Source organism: Amycolatopsis vastitatis, assembly GCF_002234595.1.
Taxonomy (GTDB): Bacteria; Actinomycetota; Actinomycetes; order Mycobacteriales; family Pseudonocardiaceae; genus Amycolatopsis; species Amycolatopsis vastitatis.
In genome coordinates this window covers 13,242-32,879 of record NZ_NMUL01000002.1, presented here as the reverse complement: position 1 = coordinate 32,879, position 19,638 = coordinate 13,242, and the positions used below count along the sequence as shown (strand labels likewise).

19 protein-coding genes are annotated in these 19,638 nt (G+C 70.1%); 12 read left to right on the top strand and 7 right to left on the bottom strand.

Annotated elements, in window-relative coordinates:
- Positions 1-52 precede the first annotated feature (52 nt).
- Positions 53-850, bottom strand: coding sequence for an HAD family hydrolase (locus tag CF165_RS01500; RefSeq protein WP_093945585.1), 798 nt, complete (start codon positions 848-850; stop codon positions 53-55).
- A 96-nt stretch (positions 851-946) separates the two neighbouring features.
- Between CF165_RS01500 and CF165_RS01495 the strand changes: the two genes are divergently transcribed.
- Positions 947-1,831, top strand: coding sequence for an LLM class flavin-dependent oxidoreductase (locus CF165_RS01495; RefSeq protein ID WP_093945584.1), 885 nt, complete (start codon positions 947-949; stop codon positions 1,829-1,831).
- Between the two features lie 148 nt (positions 1,832-1,979).
- Here the strand turns inward: CF165_RS01495 and CF165_RS01490 are convergent, their stop codons facing one another.
- Positions 1,980-3,989, bottom strand: coding sequence for a DUF6541 family protein (locus CF165_RS01490; protein WP_093945583.1), 2,010 nt, complete (start codon positions 3,987-3,989; stop codon positions 1,980-1,982).
- A gap of 79 nt (positions 3,990-4,068) precedes the next feature.
- Between CF165_RS01490 and glf the strand changes: the two genes are divergently transcribed.
- From glf to CF165_RS01465, 5 genes are all read left to right on the top strand, one after another.
- Positions 4,069-5,292: a UDP-galactopyranose mutase gene (gene glf, locus CF165_RS01485; RefSeq protein WP_093945582.1), complete on the top strand. Its 1,224-nt coding sequence runs from the start codon at positions 4,069-4,071 to the stop codon at positions 5,290-5,292.
- Positions 5,285-5,803 (top strand): phosphatase PAP2 family protein, encoded by a 519-nt coding sequence (locus CF165_RS01480; protein WP_093945581.1) that lies wholly within the window; start codon positions 5,285-5,287, stop codon positions 5,801-5,803. Before glf ends, CF165_RS01480 begins: the two co-directional genes overlap by 8 nt.
- Positions 5,800-6,786 (top strand): decaprenyl-phosphate phosphoribosyltransferase, encoded by a 987-nt coding sequence (locus CF165_RS01475; protein ID WP_093945580.1) that lies wholly within the window; start codon positions 5,800-5,802, stop codon positions 6,784-6,786. Before CF165_RS01480 ends, CF165_RS01475 begins: the two co-directional genes overlap by 4 nt.
- Before the next feature lie 109 nt (positions 6,787-6,895).
- Positions 6,896-7,492 (top strand): hypothetical protein, encoded by a 597-nt coding sequence (locus tag CF165_RS01470; RefSeq protein WP_093945579.1) that lies wholly within the window; start codon positions 6,896-6,898, stop codon positions 7,490-7,492.
- A 74-nt stretch (positions 7,493-7,566) separates the two neighbouring features.
- Positions 7,567-9,084 carry a hypothetical protein gene (locus tag CF165_RS01465; protein WP_093945578.1) on the top strand — a complete coding sequence of 506 codons (1,518 nt, stop codon included), beginning with the start codon at positions 7,567-7,569 and terminating at the stop codon, positions 9,082-9,084.
- Between the two features lie 249 nt (positions 9,085-9,333).
- Here CF165_RS01465 and dprE2 read toward each other — a convergent pair whose 3' ends face one another.
- Entirely contained in the window at positions 9,334-10,089 is a 756-nt protein-coding gene (dprE2, locus tag CF165_RS01460) for a decaprenylphospho-beta-D-erythro-pentofuranosid-2-ulose 2-reductase (RefSeq protein ID WP_093945577.1), read from the bottom strand.
- Positions 10,086-11,459, bottom strand: coding sequence for a decaprenylphosphoryl-beta-D-ribose oxidase (gene dprE1 / locus CF165_RS01455; protein WP_093945576.1), 1,374 nt, complete (start codon positions 11,457-11,459; stop codon positions 10,086-10,088). Before dprE1 ends, dprE2 begins: the two co-directional genes overlap by 4 nt.
- A 125-nt stretch (positions 11,460-11,584) precedes the next feature.
- Here dprE1 and CF165_RS01450 point away from each other — a divergent pair, with 125 nt between their 5' ends.
- Together CF165_RS01450 and CF165_RS01445 are read left to right on the top strand one after the other, a co-directional pair.
- Complete coding sequence (locus tag CF165_RS01450) at positions 11,585-12,052, top strand: GtrA family protein (protein ID WP_167441308.1); 468 nt, start codon at positions 11,585-11,587, stop codon at positions 12,050-12,052.
- Positions 12,053-12,059: 7 nt separating this feature from the next.
- Positions 12,060-13,979, top strand: a complete 1,920-nt coding sequence (locus tag CF165_RS01445; protein ID WP_093945574.1) for a glycosyltransferase — start codon at positions 12,060-12,062, stop codon at positions 13,977-13,979.
- A gap of 56 nt (positions 13,980-14,035) precedes the next feature.
- Here the strand turns inward: CF165_RS01445 and CF165_RS01440 are convergent, their stop codons facing one another.
- Positions 14,036-14,278 carry a hypothetical protein gene (locus CF165_RS01440; RefSeq protein WP_093945573.1) on the bottom strand — a complete coding sequence of 81 codons (243 nt, stop codon included), beginning with the start codon at positions 14,276-14,278 and terminating at the stop codon, positions 14,036-14,038.
- 160 nt (positions 14,279-14,438) lie between these two features.
- On the opposite strand from CF165_RS01440, the gene CF165_RS01435 reads away from it, so the two are divergent.
- The 4 genes from CF165_RS01435 (at position 14,439) to CF165_RS01420 (ending at position 17,860) form a co-directional block, all read left to right on the top strand.
- Positions 14,439-15,206 carry an ESX secretion-associated protein EspG gene (locus CF165_RS01435; RefSeq protein ID WP_093945572.1) on the top strand — a complete coding sequence of 256 codons (768 nt, stop codon included), beginning with the start codon at positions 14,439-14,441 and terminating at the stop codon, positions 15,204-15,206.
- A gap of 129 nt (positions 15,207-15,335) precedes the next feature.
- A complete protein-coding gene (locus tag CF165_RS01430) occupies positions 15,336-15,779 on the top strand; it encodes a hypothetical protein (RefSeq protein ID WP_093945571.1) in 444 nt (147 codons plus the stop codon).
- A gap of 3 nt (positions 15,780-15,782) precedes the next feature.
- The gene (locus tag CF165_RS01425; RefSeq protein ID WP_093945570.1) at positions 15,783-16,358 is read left to right on the top strand and encodes a DUF3558 domain-containing protein; all 576 of its coding nucleotides are present in this window, start codon (positions 15,783-15,785) and stop codon (positions 16,356-16,358) included.
- A gap of 11 nt (positions 16,359-16,369) precedes the next feature.
- Complete coding sequence (locus tag CF165_RS01420; RefSeq protein WP_093945569.1) at positions 16,370-17,860, top strand: hypothetical protein; 1,491 nt, start codon at positions 16,370-16,372, stop codon at positions 17,858-17,860.
- Between the two features lie 51 nt (positions 17,861-17,911).
- Here the strand turns inward: CF165_RS01420 and glfT1 are convergent, their stop codons facing one another.
- Together glfT1 and wzt are read right to left on the bottom strand one after the other, a co-directional pair.
- Positions 17,912-18,820, bottom strand: a complete 909-nt coding sequence (gene glfT1 / locus CF165_RS01415; RefSeq protein ID WP_167441307.1) for a galactofuranosyltransferase GlfT1 — start codon at positions 18,818-18,820, stop codon at positions 17,912-17,914.
- The gene (gene wzt, locus CF165_RS01410; RefSeq protein WP_093945567.1) at positions 18,820-19,635 is read right to left on the bottom strand and encodes a galactan export ABC transporter ATP-binding subunit Wzt/RfbE; all 816 of its coding nucleotides are present in this window, start codon (positions 19,633-19,635) and stop codon (positions 18,820-18,822) included. Before wzt ends, glfT1 begins: the two co-directional genes overlap by 1 nt.
- Between the last annotated feature and the right edge of the window lie 3 nt (positions 19,636-19,638).

Here is a 19,638-nt window from a genome sequence, read left to right as displayed (position 1 = left end):
CGGGGCTTCGCCCCGGGCCGGGGGCTCCGCCACCCGGACCCCCGCAAGACGGCTAGAACCAGCGCTCGAGGACCTGCGCGACGCCGTCCTCGCCCGCCGGACCGGTGATTTCGTCGGCCGCGGACTGGGCCTGCGGGTGCCCGTTCTCCATCGCGACGCCGTGGCCCGCCCAGCGGAGCATCTCGACGTCGTTGGGCATGTCGCCGAAGGCGATGACCCGCTCGCGCTCGATGCCGAGCCGCTCGGCGACGTCGGAGAGACCGGTCGCCTTGGTGATGCCGTGCGCGGACAGCTCGACCAGGCCGCCCGACGACGAGTAGGTGACGTCGACCTCCCGGTCGAACAGCGCGTTCACCCCGTCCGCCATTTCTTCCGACGACATCCCGAGGTGGCTGACCAGCAGCTTGATCGCCGGGTGCCCGAGCACCTCGGCCCGCGGCGCGGTGCGGCCTTCGCCGTCGCCCCACGGGTTGTGGTAGTCCGGCTCGATCACGAAGTTGCGCATCTCGTGGTCGGCGCCGGTGCCGACGCGCTCGGTGGCCAGCCGGCAGCCGGGCAGGGCCTTGTCCAGCGCGTGGGCGATGTCGTGGAGCAGCTCGGGCGCCAGCAGGCCGTGCACCGCGACGACCTCCTCGCGGCCGCAGTCGTACAGGACGGCGCCGTTCGCGCACACCGCGTACCCGGTCAGCTCGAGGGGCTTGGCCACGGGCGCGATCCAGCGCGGCGGACGGCCGGTGGCCAGCACGAACGGCACCCCCGCCTCGATCGCCCGGCGGACGGTCGCGATCGTGCGGCCGGTCAGGGATTCGGAGGGGCCGAGCAGGGTGCCGTCGACGTCGGACGCGATCAACTGGGGTCTCTCCACCCCGCCATTGTCCCTGACACGTTCGGGTGAGGTCCGCCCCGTCCGAGCGATTGTCGGTGGTTCCCGATAGCGTCCGGCATTGTGCGAGTAGGCATCGTCATTCTTCCGGAAGATCGTTGGTGGGCGGCCGAGCCGAAGTGGCGCGCCGCCGAGGAATACGGCTTCGACCACGCCTGGACGTATGACCACCTGGGGTGGAGAAACCTGGTCGACGGCCCGTGGTTCTCCGCGGTCCCGACCCTGACCGCGGCGGCGATGGTGACGTCGCGCATCCGGCTGGGGACGTTCGTGGCTTCCCCGGTGGCCCGGCACCCGGTGCCGTTCATGCGCGAGCTGAACACCCTCGACGACGTCTCGGACGGACGGCTCGTCCTCGGCGTCGGCGCGGGCGTCGACCACCTGCACTACGACGGCGCGGTCCTCGACGCACCCGAGCTGACGCCGAAGCAGCGCGTGGACCGGTTCACGGAGTTCGTCGAGGCCCTCGACGGGCTGCTGATGACCGACAAGTGCGACTTCGAGGGCGAGTACTACCGGGCCCGCGGGGCCCGCAACCTGCCCGGCCCGGTCCAGCGGCCGCGCCTGCCGTTCGTCGTCGCGGCGAACGGCCCGCGCACGATGACCCTGGCGGCACGCTTCGGCGCGGGCTGGGTCACGACCGGCAAGGGCGGCGAGACCGCCGACGAGTGGTGGCGCGGGGTGGCGGCACTGTGCCAGGTCTTCGACCGGCGGCTGGACGCGGCGGGCCGGGACCGGGCGAGCATCCAGCGGCACCTCAGCCTGGACTCTTCGCCGGTGTTCTCGCTGAGCAGCGTGGAGGCGTTCCGCGACGCGGTGGGCCGGGCGGGGGAGCTGGGCTTCACCGACGTGATCTCGCACTGGCCGCGGTCGTCGTCGCCGTACGAGGGGCGCGAAGCCGTCCTGGAGCAGGTCGCGAGCGACGTCCTGCCGGAGCTCCGCGGGTGATCGTTACTCCGAACGAGTGACATCCGCGTGGCCGGGAAACCGATTCACGTCCCGCGGGCGTCAGGGTTCATGGAGGGACGAGAGATCAACCCCGGGGGTACGGAAGCCCTCGTGGCCGCGGCTGGGGGCCGCGGCCACGAGGGCTGCTTCACTTCACGATCCGGTAGATCACCGCACCCGGGTTCCGGTAGATGACCTGGACGAAGTCGTGGCCGTCCAGGTTCCGCAGGCCCGGCGCGATCGGGGTGTCGCGGCGGATGGTGCCGCTGCCGACCAGCACGTAGTGGACGTTCAGCCGGTGGACCGCCGCGCGGACTTCGGGGTCGCTGTCGTAGTCGCCGAAGTGCTGGGCCAGGTAGGTCGCGTCCGGCGGCGCGACGCCCGCGTCGTAGTGCCCGGCCACCGGGTGCACGCCGGTCAGCGCGTACATCCAGGCCGTGCCGTCGAGCCGGTCGTTGAGCACCTTCTGGTCGGCCGGGATGCCGAGCGTGCCGAGCTTCTCCATCGCTGCGATCTCGTCGGCGCTCACCGGCGGGACCACCTCGCCGGGCAGGCCGTTGTAGTACAGCAGCGACACCGTCTTGGCGTTGGCCGCGCGGTAGAACCCGCCGGTCAGCACACCCATCGCCACGACGAGCAGCACCGCCGTCGCCAGCCCGACGCGGCCGGTCAGCCACGGCCGCGCCCGCACCCACGCGCGCCCGCTCGCCACCTTCGCCAGCCACCGCTGCGTCTCGCTCATCCCGTGCGCGGCGAGCAGGCACATCGGGATCGCCGCCAGGGCCATCAGCCGGAACCGGTCGTTCCACCACGGCCGCGACAAGCTGATCACCCAGTGCTCGCCGCCGAAGCACGCGACCAGCACGAACAGCACGGAAAACCCGATCGCCGAGAGCAGCAGCCAGCGCATCCGCCGCAGCGCGAGGACCGTGAGCACGCCGATCGCGAGGAACACCGTCAGCCAGATCTGCGGCACCGGCAGCACCTGCTTGAAGGTCGCCAGCATGAGCAGCGCCTTGCCCACCGGCATGTGCGAGCCCCACGCGTAGTACGGGTACGACCCGGACGTGAAGCCGATCGCGCCCAGGATCATCGGCGCGGCCAGCACCCCGGCGGCGACCATCACCGGCACCATCCGCAGGACGTCGCCGACGACGACCCGCCAGGCGCGCTTGCCCTCGGGGACGCCGTCGACGCGCTTGCCCCGCAGCGTCCGGTACCAGCGCTGCACCACCAGCGGGAACGCGAAGAGGATCGCTCCGAACAGGGCGCTCGAGTGCGCGGCGAGCAGGCCGGTCGCGCTCAGCGCCAGCACCGCGCCGGTGTCGACGCCCGGCCGGACGACGAACCGCTGCAGCGCGACCACCGCCAGCGGCGTCAGGACGATGCCGAGCGCGAAGGGCAGCAGCCCGCTCGACACCGACTCGTACGCCCCCGTCGTCGCGCCGCCCGCGACCAGCGCGGCGCTGCCCGCGAACACCGCGCGGCCGCCGAGCTGGCGCACGACCGCGGCCATGGCCAGTGCGAACAGCCCGGCGATCGGCATCGTGACGGCGTTGAGCGTGACCGGGATCGACGTCCCGGACAGCTCGTAGACCAGGGCGCCGACCAGGTGGTAGCCGTTCGGGTAGAAGGAGCCGGCCGGGTACCAGTTGATGGTGCCCATGCCGGTCAGGGAGCCGTCGCCGGTTTCGGCGATGTAGCGGATGCCGTTCGCGTGGAAGACGGTGTCCCAGCGCTGGAACACCGCGGTCGTCCCGCCGCGGCCGGAGACCACCACGACGATCGACACGGCGACGGCGACCGCGACGCAGGCACCGACGGCCAGGTGCGCCCGCCGCGTCCACGGCGGGTGCGGCTCCTCCGCACCTGGCGTCAACCAGCCTCGCGCGGTGGCGACCCGGCGCAGGCCGAGCAGCACCCCGGCGAGCAGCAGGGTGCACGCGGCGACGCTCAGGGAGCCGTACGGCACGTGCGCGATCGCCAGCCACGGGCCGGCCAGGCCGGTCACGGCGTAGCTGAGCAGCGGCGCGAGCCCGGCGAGCGCCCAGCCGCGCAGGCCGGCGGCCCACCCGACGAGCCCGCCGGGGACCGCCAGTACGGCCAGGTAGGTGGCCACCGCGGCGAAGTAACTCCAGAAGTCCTCGGGTGCAGGCACTGCTTTCCAGGTGTGTCGTAGGCCGAAATGTGATAGTCGGGTGCAGGCCGCGCGACCGACCTGCGTACCCTCGACGCCCGTGAGCGCGCACACGAACCCCGCACAGATTACTGAAGACGATTTCGCAGGTTACGACCTCGTCGTCGTCGGGTCCGGTTTCTTCGGCCTGACCGTCGCCGAACGGGCCGCGGCCGAGCTGGGCAAGAAGGTCCTCGTCCTGGAGCGGCGCAGCCACCTCGGCGGCAACGCGTACTCGGAGCCCGACCCGGAGACCGGGATCGAGGTGCACAAGTACGGGGCGCACCTGTTCCACACGTCGAACAAGCGCGTGTGGGAGTACGTGAACCGCTTCACCGAGTTCACGAACTACCAGCACCGGGTGTTCGCGCGGGTCAAGGACCAGGTCTACTCGTTCCCGATGAACCTGGCGCTGATCAACCAGTTCTTCGGCAAGTCGCACACCCCGGACGAGGCCCGCGAGCTGATCGCGAAGCAGTCCTCGGAGTTCGAGACCAGCGCGGCGCAGAACCTCGAGGAGAAGGCCATCTCGCTGGTCGGCCGTCCCCTGTACGAGGCGTTCATCCGCGGGTACACCGCGAAGCAGTGGGAGAACGACCCCAAGAACCTGGGCGAGAACATCATCACGCGCCTGCCGGTCCGGTACAACTTCGACAACCGGTACTTCAACGACACCTACGAGGGCCTGCCCGTCAACGGGTACACCGCGTGGCTCGAGAAGATGGCCGAGCACGAGAACATCGAGATCCGGCTGAACGTCGACTACTTCGACGTGCGCGAGCACATCCCGGCGGGCACCCCGACCGTCTACACGGGGCCGCTGGACCGCTACTTCGGCTACTCGGCGGGCAAGTTCACCTGGCGCACCGTCGACTTCGAGTCCGAGGTCGCCGAGACCGGTGACTTCCAGGGCACCTCGGTCGTCAACTACAACGACCAGGAAGTCCCCTACACCCGCATCATCGAGTTCCGGCACTTCCACCCGGAGCGGGACTACCCCAAGGACAAGACGGTCATCTTCCGCGAGTACTCCCGCTTCGCGGGCGAGGACGACGAGCCGTACTACCCGATCAACACGCCGGAGAACCGCGAGAAGCTCGAGGCCTACCGCGAGCTGGCCAAGGCCGAGGCGCGCGAGAAGAACGTCCTGTTCGGCGGCCGGCTCGGCACCTACAAGTACCTCGACATGCACATGGCCATCGGGTCGGCGCTGTCGGCGTTCGACAACAAGATCGCCCCGCACCTGACCGACGGCGCGCCGCTCGACGGGTCCCTCGATGCTTGAGAAGGGCAGCCCGACGGGCGAGGTCGCGGTCCTGGCGAAGGCCCAGGGCTTTCTGAAGAGTGAAGCTTCGGTGAAGGCTGCGCGCGGCCTTTCCCACTTCGGCGAGCACAGTGCCGGGTGGTTCGCCCTCGGCCTGATCGGGGCCGCGGTCGACAAGAAGCGCCGCAAGGACTGGCTGGTCGCCTCGGTCGGTGTCGTCGGCGCGCACGCCGCGTCGATCGCGGTGAAACGCGTGGTCAGGCGACCGCGACCGGACCACCCGAGCGTAGAGGTCCTGGTCGGCACGCCGAGCAAGCTGAGCTTCCCGTCGTCGCACGCGACGTCCACGACGGCGGCGGCGGTGCTCTACTCCGGATTGACCGGGCGTAACCTGGTGCCCGCCCTGGTACCGCCGATGCTCGCCTCGCGGCTCGTGCTCGGCGTTCACTATCCGACAGACGTCCTGGCCGGTGCGGCCCTCGGGGGGCTCGTCGGTGGACTGATACGACGGAAGCTGAAGAAGAACCCATGAGCGAAACGACCGAGCAGCGCCCCAGTGAAGAGACGGCCGTGACTCCTGAGGCTCCGGAGACGGCTGAGTCTTCGGCAGCGCCGGCAGAGACACCGTCACGTGGCCCCCTCGGCCTGATCGCCGGCGTCATCAAGACGGCGCGGCCGCGGCAGTGGGTGAAGAACGTCCTGGTCTTCGCGGCCCCGTTCTTCGCGTTCTCGAAGTCGACCGACCGCACCGGTCTCCTGATCGACGCGATCATCGCCTTCGTGGCTTTCTCGCTGACGGCGAGCTCGGTCTACCTCATCAACGACGCCATCGACGTCGAGGCCGACCGGGCCCACCCGACCAAGCGGAACCGGCCGATCGCGGCCGGGATCGTGCCGGTTCCCGTCGCGTACGGGGCCGCGGTCGTGTTCTTCCTGGCCGGCCTCGGCGTGTCGTTCGCGGCGAGCTGGCAGCTCGCCGTGGTGCTGGGCGTCTACGAAGCCGTCCAGCTCGGCTACTGCTTCGGCCTGAAGCACCAGCCGGTGGTCGACCTGGCCATCGTCGGCTCGGGCTTCCTGATGCGCTCCATCGCCGGCGGTGTCGCGGGCGGCATCGCGCTTTCGCAGTGGTTCCTGCTGGTCACGGCGTTCGGCTCGCTGTTCATGGTCGCCGGCAAGCGCTACGCGGAGATCATGCTGTTCGAGCGCACCGGCGCCAAGATCCGCTCGTCGCTGAAGAAGTACTCGGCGAGCTACCTGCGGTTCGTCTGGGCGACGTCGGCGGCGATCCTGATCATGTCGTACTGCCTGTGGGCGTTCGAGATCCGCCAGACCGAGCACAACTCGGTGTGGGCGCTCATCTCGATGGTGCCGTTCCTGGTGGCGGTGCTGCGGTACGCGGTGGACGTCGACGGCGGCATCGCGGGCGAGCCGGAGGAGATCGCGCTCAAGGACCGCATCCTGCAGGTGCTGGGCGCGACCTGGGTGGTCACCCTGTTCCTGGCGTTCTACCTGTGATGATTCATGGCAGATCGACAGGTTCGCTTCAGGTCGTCCACAGCTGAGCGGCGCACCCTGAGTGGTGGGGGCGGGCAGTGCGCCCGTCCCCGTGACCACGGGAGCGACCATGAATGACCAGCCGCGCGAGGAGAAGGTCCCGGAGGGGGCCGACCAGCCGACCGTCGAGCAGCCCACGACTGTGCAGCCCACGGCCGAGGCGGCTGCCGCCGACCGGACTCCACCCGCCGCACCCACGCCTGAGCCCGCCGCCCCGGCCGACCGGACTCCACCTGCCGCGCACGCGCCGGAGACCGGCGGGCCCGCCGCCCCGGCCGATGCGCCCCCGGCAGCCGACCAGACGGCCGTCCACGGCCAGCCGCCGCCACCCACCCCGCAGCTGTCCCAGCCCGGCCCCGGCCAGGCCTACGGCGCCTGGGGCCCGCCTCCGGCCGCTCAGCGGCAGCCCGGCGGGTTCCGGCGGTTCGTCGGGCACCGCGCCACCCAGCTGGTCGGCGTCGGCGTGCTGGGCGTCCTGATCGGCGGTGGCATCGTCGGCGGCATCGCGGCGGCGACCGACCACCACGGCGGCAGGCCCGGCATCCACCGCCAGTACAACGCCCCGAACGGCAACCAGGGCTTCAACGGCCACGGCCCGGGCTTCCGCGGCGGCAACCCCGGCAACTCCGGTAACTCGGGCAACTCGGGATCCGGCGACGGCATCTGACCGGGACTGTGTCCTGGGCCACCCGTACCCCGCTCAGATCACAGAAGCATCACGAGCGAGGTACGGTGGCTCGGATGCGAAGCGCCTCCGCAGAACTCCCCAAAGCCGCCGGTGCGCTGCCGGTGGCCGTCCCCGTCGCCCGCTCGTGGGTCCTCCCGTCGGCGGCCGCGGCGGCCTCCACCCTGGTGTTCGCCCTGGTCAGCCACCATCTGATCGATGACACCTACATCACGCTGTCGTACGCGAAGAACCTCGCCTTTCACGCCCACTGGGGCCTGATCGAACAGGGGACGGCGAACACCGCGACGTCCCCGCTGAACGTCCTGGCCCTCGCCGCGGTCACGTTCGTCGTCCGGGACGCGGTGCTGGCCGCCGGGATCGTGTTCGTCGCCGCGCAGGTGCTGCTCGTGCTGGGCCTGCGCCGCCTGGGCGAGCGCACCGGCCTGCCGGCGGCGTTCGCGCCGCTGACGTTCGCGTTGCTGCTGGTCAACCCGCTGCTGCTGTCCTCGGTCGGGCTGGAGGTGGCGCTCGGCGCCACCGGCGTCGTGTGGACGCTGGTCTACGCGGGGGAGCGCAGCCCGGGCCGTCTCGGCGTCATGATCGGGCTGCTCGCGCTCGTCCGGCTCGACCTGCTGCTGATCGCGGCCGTGGTGTTCGCGGCCCGCCGCGAGTTCTGGGACGGCATCTGGCGGACGGCGTTCGCGGCGCTCGCGGTGACCTTGCCGTGGTTCGCGTTCAGCTGGGTCGTGCTCGGGTCGGCGGTGCCGGACACCCTGGTCATCAAGATCAGCCAGCAGTCGTGGGGACCGTTCGGCTTCACCAACGGCCCGCTGCTGTACTGGCGCAACTTCCCGGCCGCGGCGGCGCTGTCCTTCCTGCCGCTGCTGCTCGGCGGCCTGGCGGGAATGGCGTGGATCGTCCAGTACCGCCGTGGCTCGGAGACCGCCCGCCGGCTGACGCCGTTCGCGGCGCTCGCCGTCGCGGGTGCCCTGCACTACCTGGCTTACAGCCGGCTGGGCGTGCCGCCGTACCACTGGTACTACGCCCCGAGCATCATCGGCGCGACGATCTTCCTCGCCGCGTACGCGTCAGCGGTCCCGGAGCGGGTGCGGCGCGCGACGTGGACGCTGGCCGGAATGACGCTGGCGGCGAGCGTCGCGGTGTACGCGCTGCCGGGCATCCCCCGCCAGTTCGCGCCGATCACCAGCAACCACGCGTCGACGACGGAGTACCGCGAAATCGGCCGTCAGCTGGCGGCGATCGCCCACGGCCGCAAGGTGGAGACGGCGGGCGAGGTGGGCGCGCTGGCGTACGCGTGCGACTGCGAGCTGGTCGACGAGTTCTCCGACCGCGGCGCGGTCGACCCGGCGATCACGGAGACGAAGCGCCGCAGCGGCGAGATCGGCCGCGCCCTGCTGGAAGCCAACTTCCACAACTTCGACCACAGCGTGGCGCCGCTCAGCCCGGACCTGGTCCTGGCGACGACCCGCCGCGCGCCGCCACCGGCGGCACTGGCGAGCTGGCACATCGATTCGCCGTGGATGGGCAGTCAGAACCTGTACCTGTTGCCGGCCCACACCTCGGGCGGTTGAGCCACCGCTCACTGAGTTGTCCACACCCGGCGCCCATTGTGGACAACTCGCGCGGTCGTCGGCTTTCCGGCGAGTTCCGTCGGCCGCCGACGGTAGACTGGACTCGGGGTCGCCCCCCTGGGAGCGGTGGGGGAGGTCTGGTCCCAGAGAGGGCAAGGAGCCGGCGTGTTCCTGCTCGTGGACGTCGAAAGCCAGTTCTTCGCCGAAGACCCGGACCTCGCGGTGCGGGCCTTCGACGAGGTGTGAAACTCAGATCGGGAGCTTGCGGAAGATCGGCCGCGGGACGTGCCGCAGCGCCGACATCACCAGGCGGAACTGCGCGGGCGCCCACACCAGCTCCTTGCCCGCGCGGGCCGCGCCGACGGCGATCTCCGCGACCTGCTCGGCCGTCTGCGCCAGCGGAGCGTCCTTCAGGCCCGCGGTCATCTTCGTCTTGACGTGGCCGGGGCGGACGACCGTCACCTTCACGCCGTGCGGCGCGAGGGCCTCGCCGAGGCCCAGGTAGAAGCCGTCGAAACCGGCCTTGGTCGAGCCGTAGACGAAGTTGGACCGCCGGACGCGCTCGCCGGCCACCGACGACAGCGCGATCACCGTGCCGTGGCCCTGCGCCTTGAGCTTCTCCGACAGCGCGACACCCACCGACACCGCGGCGGTGTAGTTCACCGTCGCCAGCTCGACGGCCTTGGTGTGGTCCTGCCAGACCTCTTCCGGGTCGCCGAGCAGGCCGAACGCCACGACCGCGACGTCGATGTCGCCGCCATCGAACGCCTTGGCCAGCACGCCGGGGTGCGACGCCGTGTCCGTGGCGTCGAAGTCCACAGTGGACACCTCGGCGCCCTTGTCCTTCAGGCGCTGCGCGGCCGCGTCGAGCCGCGGCGACGGCCGTGCGGCCAGCACGACCCGCAGCGGCTTCTCGGCCAGGTACTTCTCGGCGATCGCGAGCGCGATGTCGGACGTGCCGCCGAGCAGAAGAAGGGACTGGGGGTTGCCCACCGCGTCGATCACAGTTCGAGCCTCCGGCTCATGTCAGAGGCGAAAACGCCTTCGGGGTCGATGGAAGCGCGCACCTTGCGCCATTCTTCGAGCCGCGGGTACATCTTCGCGAACGTCTCGGGCGACGTGCGGGAGTCCTTCGCGGTGTACAGCCGCCCGCCCGCGGCCAGGACGGCCTCGTCGAGCTCCAGGCAGAACCGGCTCAAGCCGCGCTTGACCGGGAAGTCCACGCTGAGCATCCAGCCCGGCGCCGGCCACGACATGGGCGCCGGGTTGGCCTCGCCCATGCGCTTCAGCACGTTCAGGAACGAGTAGTGGCCCGACGTCGCGATCCGCCGGCAGATCGCCTTGAGCTGGTCCTCCGCGCCGAACGGGACGGAGAACTGGTACTGCAGGAAACCCTTGGAGCCGTAGGCCCGGTTCCACTCGCTGAGCATGTCCAGCGGGTGGTAGAACTGCGTCAGGTTCTGGATCTTGCCCCGGGCGCCCTTCTTCGGCACCGTCTTCTGCCACAGCTCGTTGATCAGCCCGAACGTGAGCTTGTTGCCCAGGCCGTTCGGGAAGACGTCCGGCAGCGTCGCCAGCTGCGGCGCGTCGAACTTCAGCGGCGCGGACCGCAGCTTCGGCGGCAGCTCGTCCAGCTTCGCGAGCGAGCCGCGGGAGAACGTCGCCCGGCCGAGCCGGTGGTCCGACGAGATCAGGTCCGGCACCGACATCGAGTAGTCGTAGGTCAGGTCCGAGCCGTCGGTGAACAGGCCGAGCGTCTCGTCCAGGTTCGCCGTGCGGTCCGCGTCCACGATGAAGTACGCGGTCTCGGTCTTCTTCATCCGGACCTTCGCCCGGACGATGATCCCGGTCAGCCCGATGCCGGCCACGGTCGCCCAGAACAGCTCCGCGTCCTGGCCCTCCGGCGTCAGCGTGCGCACCTGGCCGTCCGCGGTCAGCAGATCCATCGACACGACGTGGTTGCCGAAGCTGCCCGCGCTGTGGTGGTTCTTGCCGTGGATGTCGTTGGCGATCGCGCCGCCGATCGTCACCTGGCGGGTGCCCGGCAGCACCGGGACCCACAGGCCGTACGGCAGCGCCTCGCGCATCAGCTTGTCGAGGCTGACCCCGGCGTCCAGGTCGACGACGCCCGAGTCGGGGTCGATCGAGTGGATCCGGTCCAGCGCGGTCATGTCGACGACCAGGCCGCCCGCGTTCTGCGCCGGGTCGCCGTAGGAGCGGCCCAGGCCACGCGCGATGACACCGCGTTCACCCGCCTGGGCGACGGCTCGCGCGATGACCTCGACGTCCGGGGTGGACAGGATGTCGGCGACGGTCGGTGCGGTGCGTCCCCAGCCGGTGAGCGTGCGACGCTGTGTCTCGGGAAGGTGGGTCACCCGACCAGGGTAGCCACGCCGAACGACGCCCGAGACGTGACCCTGAAATGCCCGCTTCTACACTTTGCGAATCAAGGCACAAGCGCCCGCGCGGGTGACCATGACTCAGGCAATGAGGTAATGCAGTGGTGGCGACCGATCCGCAAGCCGACGTAGCGGCTGCTCAGTCCTCCCCAGGACTCTTGGGCCAGCTCATCCGCTTCGCCCTGATCGGGGGCTTTTGCGCCCTGGTCGACCTGGGCACCTACACGCTGCTGACCCAGCTGGCCGGGATGGCCGCTTCACCGTGGGTCGACATCGCCCGCGCTATCAGTTTCATCGTGGGCACGACCACGGCGTTCTTCCTGAACCGGAAGTTCACCTTCGCCGGCGGGCGCCGCGACGGGAAGGCGCAGGTCGGCTCGTTCGTCATGCTCTACACCGTGACGTTCTTCGTCGCGGTCGGGGTGAACCAGCTCATGCTGCAGGTGCTGCCGGAGTCCGCGTGGCAGCACACGCTGTGCTGGGCCGTGTCGCAGGCCACCGCCACCGTGATCAATTTCGTGATGCTGAAGTGGGTCGTCTTCCGCGAACCGTCGACTGAGGAGAACTGAGGAACCAATGCCCGGTAAAACAGCCACCCCGGCGCCGACCACCGAAGCCGGCGCGGCCGCCGAGACGCGGTTCACCGAGCACACTCCGCAGGGTCGCCTGACGGCGCAGCGCGGGCTCTACGCCGGCCCCGCGCCGATCGTGAGCAAGGACCTGTACGCCGAGCTCGAGTGGGGCTCGGCCGTGCGGGAACGTGCGGTGATCACCCTCGAGCCCGCCTCCAAGGTGTCGGGCAACACGTACTTCGGCCGGTTCCCGGCCAGCTACTGGCAGCGGTGGACGACGGTGACCGAGGTCTCGGTCGAGGCCGTCGTCACCGGTACCGGCCTGCTGTCGATGGGCGCTTCGGACGTCGAGGGCGAGCCCCGGGTCGTGGCCGCCGAGCAGGTCTCGGACGCCAAGCAGGCCAAGGTGGCGCTGACCGGCAAGCTGGACAAGTTCTACGACGGTGGCGCGCTCTGGCTCGACCTGGAGACCGAGGGCGGCCAGACGCTGCGCGTCGAGCAGGTCCGCTGGACAGTTGAAGCACCGCCCGCGATCCGCCCGACCGCGGTGACCATCTGCACGATGAACCGCGCCGACGACTGCCTGAAGAACCTGCAGGCCCTGGCCGCGGACGTCTCCTCGCTGGACACCCTGGACGCGATCTACGTCGCCGACCAGGGCACCGACCTCGTCGAGTCCCGCGACGGCTTCGAGCAGGTCGCCAAGGACCTCGCCGACAAGCTGCACTACATCAAGCAGCCCAACCTCGGCGGCGCCGGCGGCTTCACCCGCGGCCTCTTCGAGGTGGCCGGGCACACCGCGACCGAGCACGCGAACGTCCTGTTCATGGACGACGACGTCCTGCTCGAGCCGGACCTGGTGATCCGGATGACGGCGTTCTCCAACCGCGCCGCCAACCCGATCATCGTCGGCGGGCAGATGCTGAACCTGTTCCACCCGAACCAGCTGCACGTCGGCGCCGAGTACGCCCGGCTCAACACGCTCGAGCCCGGCCAGCCGGTCGAGCACTCGCTGTCCACCGCCGACCTGCTCGGCGTGGACGAGGAGACGCTGAAGCCGAACCGCCAGGAACGCCGTCTCGACGCCGGCTACAACGGCTGGTGGTCCTGCCTGATCCCCTACGAGGTCGTCCAGGCCACCGGCTACCCGCTGCCGTTCTTCTTCCAGTGGGACGACGCCGAGTACTCCTACCGGGCCCGCGCGCACGGCTTCCCGACCGTCACCCTGCCGGGTGCGGGCGTGTGGCACGCGGACTTCCACATGAAGGACTGGGACGAGTGGCACCGGTACTTCAACCTGCGCAACTCGATCATCACCGCCGCCCTGCACTCGCCGTTCAACCTGAACCTGCTTTCGCGGGTCCTGATCGCGCAGCTGGTCCGCTACCTGCTGGGCATGCAGTACGGGCTGTCGGCGACGCTGATCAAGGCCGTCGAGGACTTCCTCGCGGGGCCGGAGATCCTGCGTGACGGTGGGGTCGAGGCGATGAAGGAGATCCGCCGCATCCGCGACGCCTACCCCGAGACCAAGCGCCACAAGGCCACCGACGTCCCGGGCATCGCGTCCAACGACATCGGCATCATCAACAGCGCGCCGCGGCCCAGCATGCAGCGCCTGGTGCTGATCAAGCGAGTCCTCGACCGGGTGCTCGGCCGCAGCCGCTTCGGGCTCGGCGCGGTGCCGATCGACGAGGCGAACTGGTGGCACATCGCGCTGTTCGACACCGCGGTGGTCACCGACGCCAGCCAGGAAGGCGTCCGCGTCCGGTCGTACGACCGGGTGAAGATGTTCGCGCTGGCCAAGCAGGGCGCGCGGGTCATCCAGCGGCTGCGCAAGGAAGGCGCGGCGGTGCAGGAGCAGTACAAGCGCGCCATGCCCGAGCTCACCTCGCGCGAGAACTGGAAGCGCCTGTACAAGCTCTGAGCCACGGGCTCCGCGAAGGCCGTCTCACGCTCGCCGTGGGGCGGCCTTCGTGCGTTTCACCGCATGCCGAACACCGTGGTCTTCCGGGTGAGGTCGTCGAGGTAGGCGGCGGCGACGTGGGCGAAGTTGATCGCCACCTCCTGGTGGTCCTTGGTGGTCACCGTCTCGACGGCGCCCGCCTTGACGAGCTGGGTGAGCTTGCCCGCCAGCTTTCCGGATTCTTCGGTGGTCAGCGCGAACAGCAGCGGCTCGCCGCCGGTCGCCAGGTGCAGCACGAGTGCGGGTTTCGGGTCGGCCATGCGTCCATCGGACCAGCGGCGATCTTGGCTGGGCAAGGGGGTTCGCTGAGGGCAGAGCCGTCTTTCGGGGGCCCCCGGGCGAAGCCCCGGTTGTCGCAGCGGCCGGGTGGACTACCGTTTTCGGGGAAGGCCGGACTCATCCGCGGGGGGTTGGAAGCGAATGCCGCACTCGTTCTCGCTGTCACTGGCGGCGGTGGACATCCTGCTCGAGCAGCTCGGGCTCGGCCGCGCGCCGACGCCGTTCGAGGTCCCGCACGTCGGCACGACCGTCGAGCAGCGCGCGATGATCCGCGACGCCGTCGTCCGCGACCTGACCGGCCGCGGGCTGTGGAGCCGTGGCCGCCTCGACCCGGACGCCGAGCTGGCGCTGGCCACCTTCGTCCGGGGCAGTGTGACGATCAACGCGGCCGCGGAGCTCGGCGACCGGCACCTGTTCGCCCGCGTCGCCACCGACGGCCAGTTCGCGGTGCTCGCCCGGCAGCAGGACAACCTGATCGTCTTCGAGGAGGTCCGCCCGACCGGCATCGTCCCGGCGATCGTCGACCTGCTCCCGCTCACCCCGGCCGCGCCCGGCCAGTCGGTCACCATCACGCGCCCGGCCGAACAGCCCCGCCACCAGCGCCGTGACGACGTGTACGACCCGTTCGCGGGCGTCACCGGCCCGCGCGCGCCCAGCGGCGGGGCCGGCGGCCCCCAGCTCCGGATGATCGAGCGCGTGTTCCAGGAGCCGAAGAAGCGCATCGGCCAGTTCACGGCCCAGACCCGCGGCGGCGCGTTCCCCCCGCTGGCCTGGTTCGACACCCCGTCCGGCCGCTGGCTGATGTCGTCGAGGGCGGCCGCGGACGGCCAGCGCTGGATCACCTACGCCCCGGCCGACAACGCGCGCTTGGCCCAGCAGCTGTACGCCCAGCTCGAGGGCCGGTTCTGAGCCTCGGGAACCACCGGCCGCGGGGCTGCGTCCCAGGTGAAGATCGGTGAACGGCCGTGGCGGAGGGTGCCCGGCTAGTAGACTCCCGGGTGCACGCGCACGGGTGAAGCGATTCGGGGTGGAACAGCGATGCTGATTGCCGATGGCGGTGGCGGATCGATGTCGGACATCGTCAATCCGCTGACGTCCGGAGCCATGAAGGCGGCGGTGCAGAGCGTCACCGCGGAGACGCAGAAGCTGCTGAGCGCGGCCAAGAGCGGCGGCTTCAAGATCACGCCCGAGGGTGTGAAGCCCCTCACGAACGCGCTGAACGACCTGGTCAACGACCTGCGCGACAAGGGCGACGCCATCTACACGCTCAACCAGTCACCCCAGCTGGGGAATCACCCGTACGGGCGCACGGTGGCCTCACACGACCAAAAGGGCGCAGCCGACGCCGAGGGTTCCGCCAGTGTGGTGCTCGAACAGCTCAAGGAAGTGGCCCGCCAGGCGACCGAGGCACTCGAACGAGCCGCCGGCCTCTACAACGAGTCCGAGGACGCCGCTTTCGGCGCCATGAAGTCCAAGCCTTAGGGAATGATGAAACTCCTTGCACGGGCCGTCCTGCCCCTCGTCGCGGGTGCCTTCCTGCTGGCCGGTTGTACGAGCACTCAGCTGGGAACCGCCTCGCCGGTCAAGTCGGATACTGCCGCGCCTTCGAGCGAGAACCCCAGTTCGGCGGACCCGGGCAGTGCTTCGACCGCGGCACTGGAGCCGTGCACGTTGCTCACCGCAGCCGATGTCAGCGGTTACGCCTCTTCATTCGAGCCTGCCGAAGAGAAAAAGCTCGGCGGAGCCCGGATCTGCCGTTTCCAGCACAAGACCGCCTCGGCGACCGAAGAAGGCATGATCCTCAGCGTCGCGATCCGCGACAACGCCCCGCTCGACTCCGTCAACGACACGGGCAACGGCGTGAAGGACCTCCCGGTGAACGGCCGCCCGGCCAAGGAGGCGTCGAGCGACGCGCCGCTCGGCTGCACCGTCGCCCTCGGGGTGGGCGACAAGTCGCGTGTCGACGTGAACGCGACCGGCCTGAACACCGTCGACAAGGCTTGTCAGATCGCCGAAGACATGGCCACGAAGATCGTCGAACCGAAGCTGCCCAAGGGGTAAGGGGATCCCAGATGACGACGCGACGGGAGCCGCCGAAGCAGGCGGACAAGACGCCCCAGGAACTCCAGGACATGGCGCCCGCCGACCGGGACGCCTACCTGCAGAAGAAGGCCGACGAGGGCGTCGATCCGAACAACTGGCTGTTCGGGTGGGTCCAGGACTACATGGCTCGCGCCCAGGCGAAGAACCAGTCCCAGCAGATGGGGAAGCAGAACGTCGAGGACGCCACCAAAGGCCGCGACGTCGAGTACGTCCAGGGGCTGCACGCGCCGAACGCGGACTACAAGGGCACTGATCACACCCAGCTGCAGGCGTTCCTCCAAAGCAACCTCGACGTCGACCAGGTGTCCGAGGTCTCGACCGCCTATCACCAGGTCCACCAGGTCTTCGACAAGTTCGCGCAGGCGATGACCACCGCCGTCAACTCCTCCAAGGGCACCTGGGAAGGAAGCGCGGCCGAGAACGCGCAGCAGTACTTCACCAGCTTGAGCAAGTGGTCCGACGCGAACTCCCAGAACGCGAAGCTGGCCTCGGAGACGATCTACGACCAGGGCCAGGCCGCGGCCACGGCGAAGAACTCCATGCCGGCGCCGATCCCGTTCAGCTGGACCGACGAGTTCAAGGGCTGGGCGACGTCGAACCCGCTCAACCTGGCCGACAACGTCGACAAGTCCATCCAGAAGCAGAAGGACAGCCAGGCGGCGCACGACGAGGCCGCGGGCGTCATGGCGACCTACGACAAGAACCTCTACGAGGCCGCGTCGAAGCAGCCCGCCTTCGCGCCGCCGCCCAGCTTCAGCACCGGCAACGGCAGCGGCGACCCCAACGGCGGCGGGGACAAGAACGGCATCAACCTCCCGTCCGGCGCGAACAACCCCGGTCCCGGCTCGGTGAACCTCCCGGGGCCGGGTGCCAGTACCCAGGGCTTCCTGCAGGATGGTGGCGGCCACTTCGGCTCGGGGGCCGCGGCGCACATCTCCGGTCCCGGCTCGACCACCGGGGCGGGGTTCGTGCCGGCCGGCGGCACCACGCCGTCCAGCTTCACGCCCAGTTCGATTACGGGCGGGGGATCGTCGAACCAGAACCCGTCTCTCGGCGCCATGCCGCCGATGAGCCCGATGCCCATGGGCGGCATGAACTTCGGCGGCGACGAGGCCTACAACTCCAAGGTCGGCGGTGGCGGCGGCCGCGGTGGCGGCGGCGGTTTCGGTCCCGGCGGCTCGGGCGCGGGCAACGCCACGGGCGCGGGCGCCGCGTCGGGCGCCGCTCGGCCGGGCGGAATCGGTGCGGCCGAAGCGGCCGCGGGCCGCGGCATGGGTGGCCTCGGTGCGGGCGGCGCCGGCCGCGGTGGCATGGGCCCCGGCGGCGGCCTGGCTCGCGGCCAGAAGGGCGAGGGCGACGAGGACACCGAGCACTCGCGTCCGACGTACCTGGTCGAGGGCGACCCCGACGAGGTCTTCGGCACCGACCTGCGGACCGCGCCGCCGGTCATCGGCGAATAAGGCGGACGAGACGAAAGGGCCCCCGCGGCGCGGGGGCCCTTTCGCGTGAACCTAGTAGCGGTAGAACTTCTCCGCGCGGCCTTGGCGCACCAGCTTCAGCCACTGCAGGAACGCCTTCGGGTCCCGCTTCACGCCCACGAAGTACAGTCCGAAGCGGACGATCTCCAGCGCGCCGATCTTCCGCATGCCCGGCTGGGACAGCAGGTAGCCGCGGTTGCGGTAGGTGTAGTAGCGCTTGACCTCGTTCTCCGGGTCCTGCGCGTGGAACTTGCCGCCCAGCATGGGCTTGAACTCGTCCGAGCCGTCCGGGTGCAGGTACTTCGTCTTCAGCGACGTGCCGAACGGCAGCCCCGAGCGGACCAGCCGCCGGTGCAGCTCCACCTCGTCGCCGCGGAAGAACAGCCGCAGGTCCGGCACGCCGACGACGTCCAAAGTGGACGCCCGGAAGAGCGCGCCGTTCATCAGGGACGCGATGCCGGGCAGGAAGTCCACGCCCAGCTCGGACTGCGACCGCTTCCAGGTCAGGCCGCGGCGCAGCGGGAACGCCAGCTTGTCCGGCGCGTCGATGTTCGACACCACCGGTGAGATCTCCGCCAGGTCCCGCTTTTCCGCCTCTTCCAGGAGGATCGCGAGGACGTTCTCGTCGGCCGGGCGCCCGTCGTCGTCGGCCAGCCAGATCCAGTCCGCGCCCAGCGACAGCGCGTGCAGCATGCCCAGCGCGAACCCGCCGGCGCCGCCGAGGTTCCGGTGCGACGGCAGGTACGTGAACGGCAGCGGGTAGTTCTCGACGACTTCGCGCGCCGAGTCGTCCGGCCCGTTGTCCACCACGACCAGGTGGTCGACCGGCCGGGTCTGGGCCGCGATGACCTTCAGCGAGTCCGCGAGCAGCTCCCGCCGGTGCCGCGTGACGACCACGCCGACGACCGCGCCGTCGGGCAGCTGCCGGGTCTCGCTGGCCATCATTCCCCGCCGTTCGTCGTTGCCACCGGTTCGATGCCGAAGCGGTCCAGGGTCTCCTGGCTCATGTTCTCGAAGGGGTCGCGCCCCTTGTACGACGTGAGGACGTCCCGCAGCGAGCCGCGTTGCTTCACGTGCCCTTCGTCCATCCAGAGGGCCGAGTCGCACAGCTCGAACAGGAACTCGTCCGAGTGGCTGGCGAACACCAGGATGCCGGAGCGCTTGACGAGGTCCTTGAGCCGGTCGCGCGCCTTGTTGAGGAACGCCGCGTCGACCGCGCCGATGCCCTCGTCGAGGATGAGGATCTCGGGGTCGATCGAGGTGACGACGCCCAGCGCCAGCCGCACGCGCATGCCCGTCGAGTACGTCCGCAGCGGCATCTGCAGGTAGTCGCCGAGCTCGGTGAACTCCGCGATGTCGTCGACGCGCTTCTCCATCTCCTTGGCGGTCATGCCGAGGAAGAGGCCGCGGATGATGATGTTCTCCTGGCCGGAGATCTCCGGGTCCATGCCGACGCCGAGGTCGAAGACCGGCGCGATCTTGCCTTCGATCCGGGACGACCCGCGGGTCGGCTCGTAGATCCCGGCCAGCAGCCGCAGCAGCGTGGACTTGCCGGCGCCGTTGTGCCCGACCAGGCCGACGCGGTCGCCTTCGCGCAGGGAAAGCGTCACGTCGTGCAGAGCTTCGATGATCGGCACCTTCGTGTCGGTGCCGATCTTGCCGCCGACCTTGCCGAGCACCTTCTTCTTCATCGACCGGGTCTTCGCGTCGAAGATCGGGAAGTCGACGAAGGCGTTGTGGACGTCAATGCTGACCATGTG

Bases quoted from the DNA above. Each gene is read 5' to 3' on its own strand.
- CF165_RS01480 (WP_093945581.1), top strand. From the start codon at position 5,285: ATGCTTGAGAAGGGCAGCCCGACGGGCGAGGTCGCGGTCCTGGCGAAG.
- CF165_RS01475 (WP_093945580.1), top strand. From the start codon at position 5,800: ATGAGCGAAACGACCGAGCAGCGCCCCAGTGAAGAGACGGCCGTGACT.
- CF165_RS01470 (WP_093945579.1), top strand. From the start codon at position 6,896: ATGAATGACCAGCCGCGCGAGGAGAAGGTCCCGGAGGGGGCCGACCAG.
- CF165_RS01465 (WP_093945578.1), top strand. From the start codon at position 7,567: ATGCGAAGCGCCTCCGCAGAACTCCCCAAAGCCGCCGGTGCGCTGCCG.
- CF165_RS01445 (WP_093945574.1), top strand. From the start codon at position 12,060: ATGCCCGGTAAAACAGCCACCCCGGCGCCGACCACCGAAGCCGGCGCG.
- CF165_RS01440 (WP_093945573.1), bottom strand. From the start codon at position 14,278: ATGGCCGACCCGAAACCCGCACTCGTGCTGCACCTGGCGACCGGCGGC.
- CF165_RS01435 (WP_093945572.1), top strand. From the start codon at position 14,439: ATGCCGCACTCGTTCTCGCTGTCACTGGCGGCGGTGGACATCCTGCTC.
- CF165_RS01430 (WP_093945571.1), top strand. From the start codon at position 15,336: ATGCTGATTGCCGATGGCGGTGGCGGATCGATGTCGGACATCGTCAAT.
- CF165_RS01425 (WP_093945570.1), top strand. From the start codon at position 15,783: ATGATGAAACTCCTTGCACGGGCCGTCCTGCCCCTCGTCGCGGGTGCC.
- CF165_RS01420 (WP_093945569.1), top strand. From the start codon at position 16,370: ATGACGACGCGACGGGAGCCGCCGAAGCAGGCGGACAAGACGCCCCAG.
- glfT1 (WP_167441307.1), bottom strand. From the start codon at position 18,820: ATGGCCAGCGAGACCCGGCAGCTGCCCGACGGCGCGGTCGTCGGCGTG.
- wzt (WP_093945567.1), bottom strand. From the start codon at position 19,635: ATGGTCAGCATTGACGTCCACAACGCCTTCGTCGACTTCCCGATCTTC.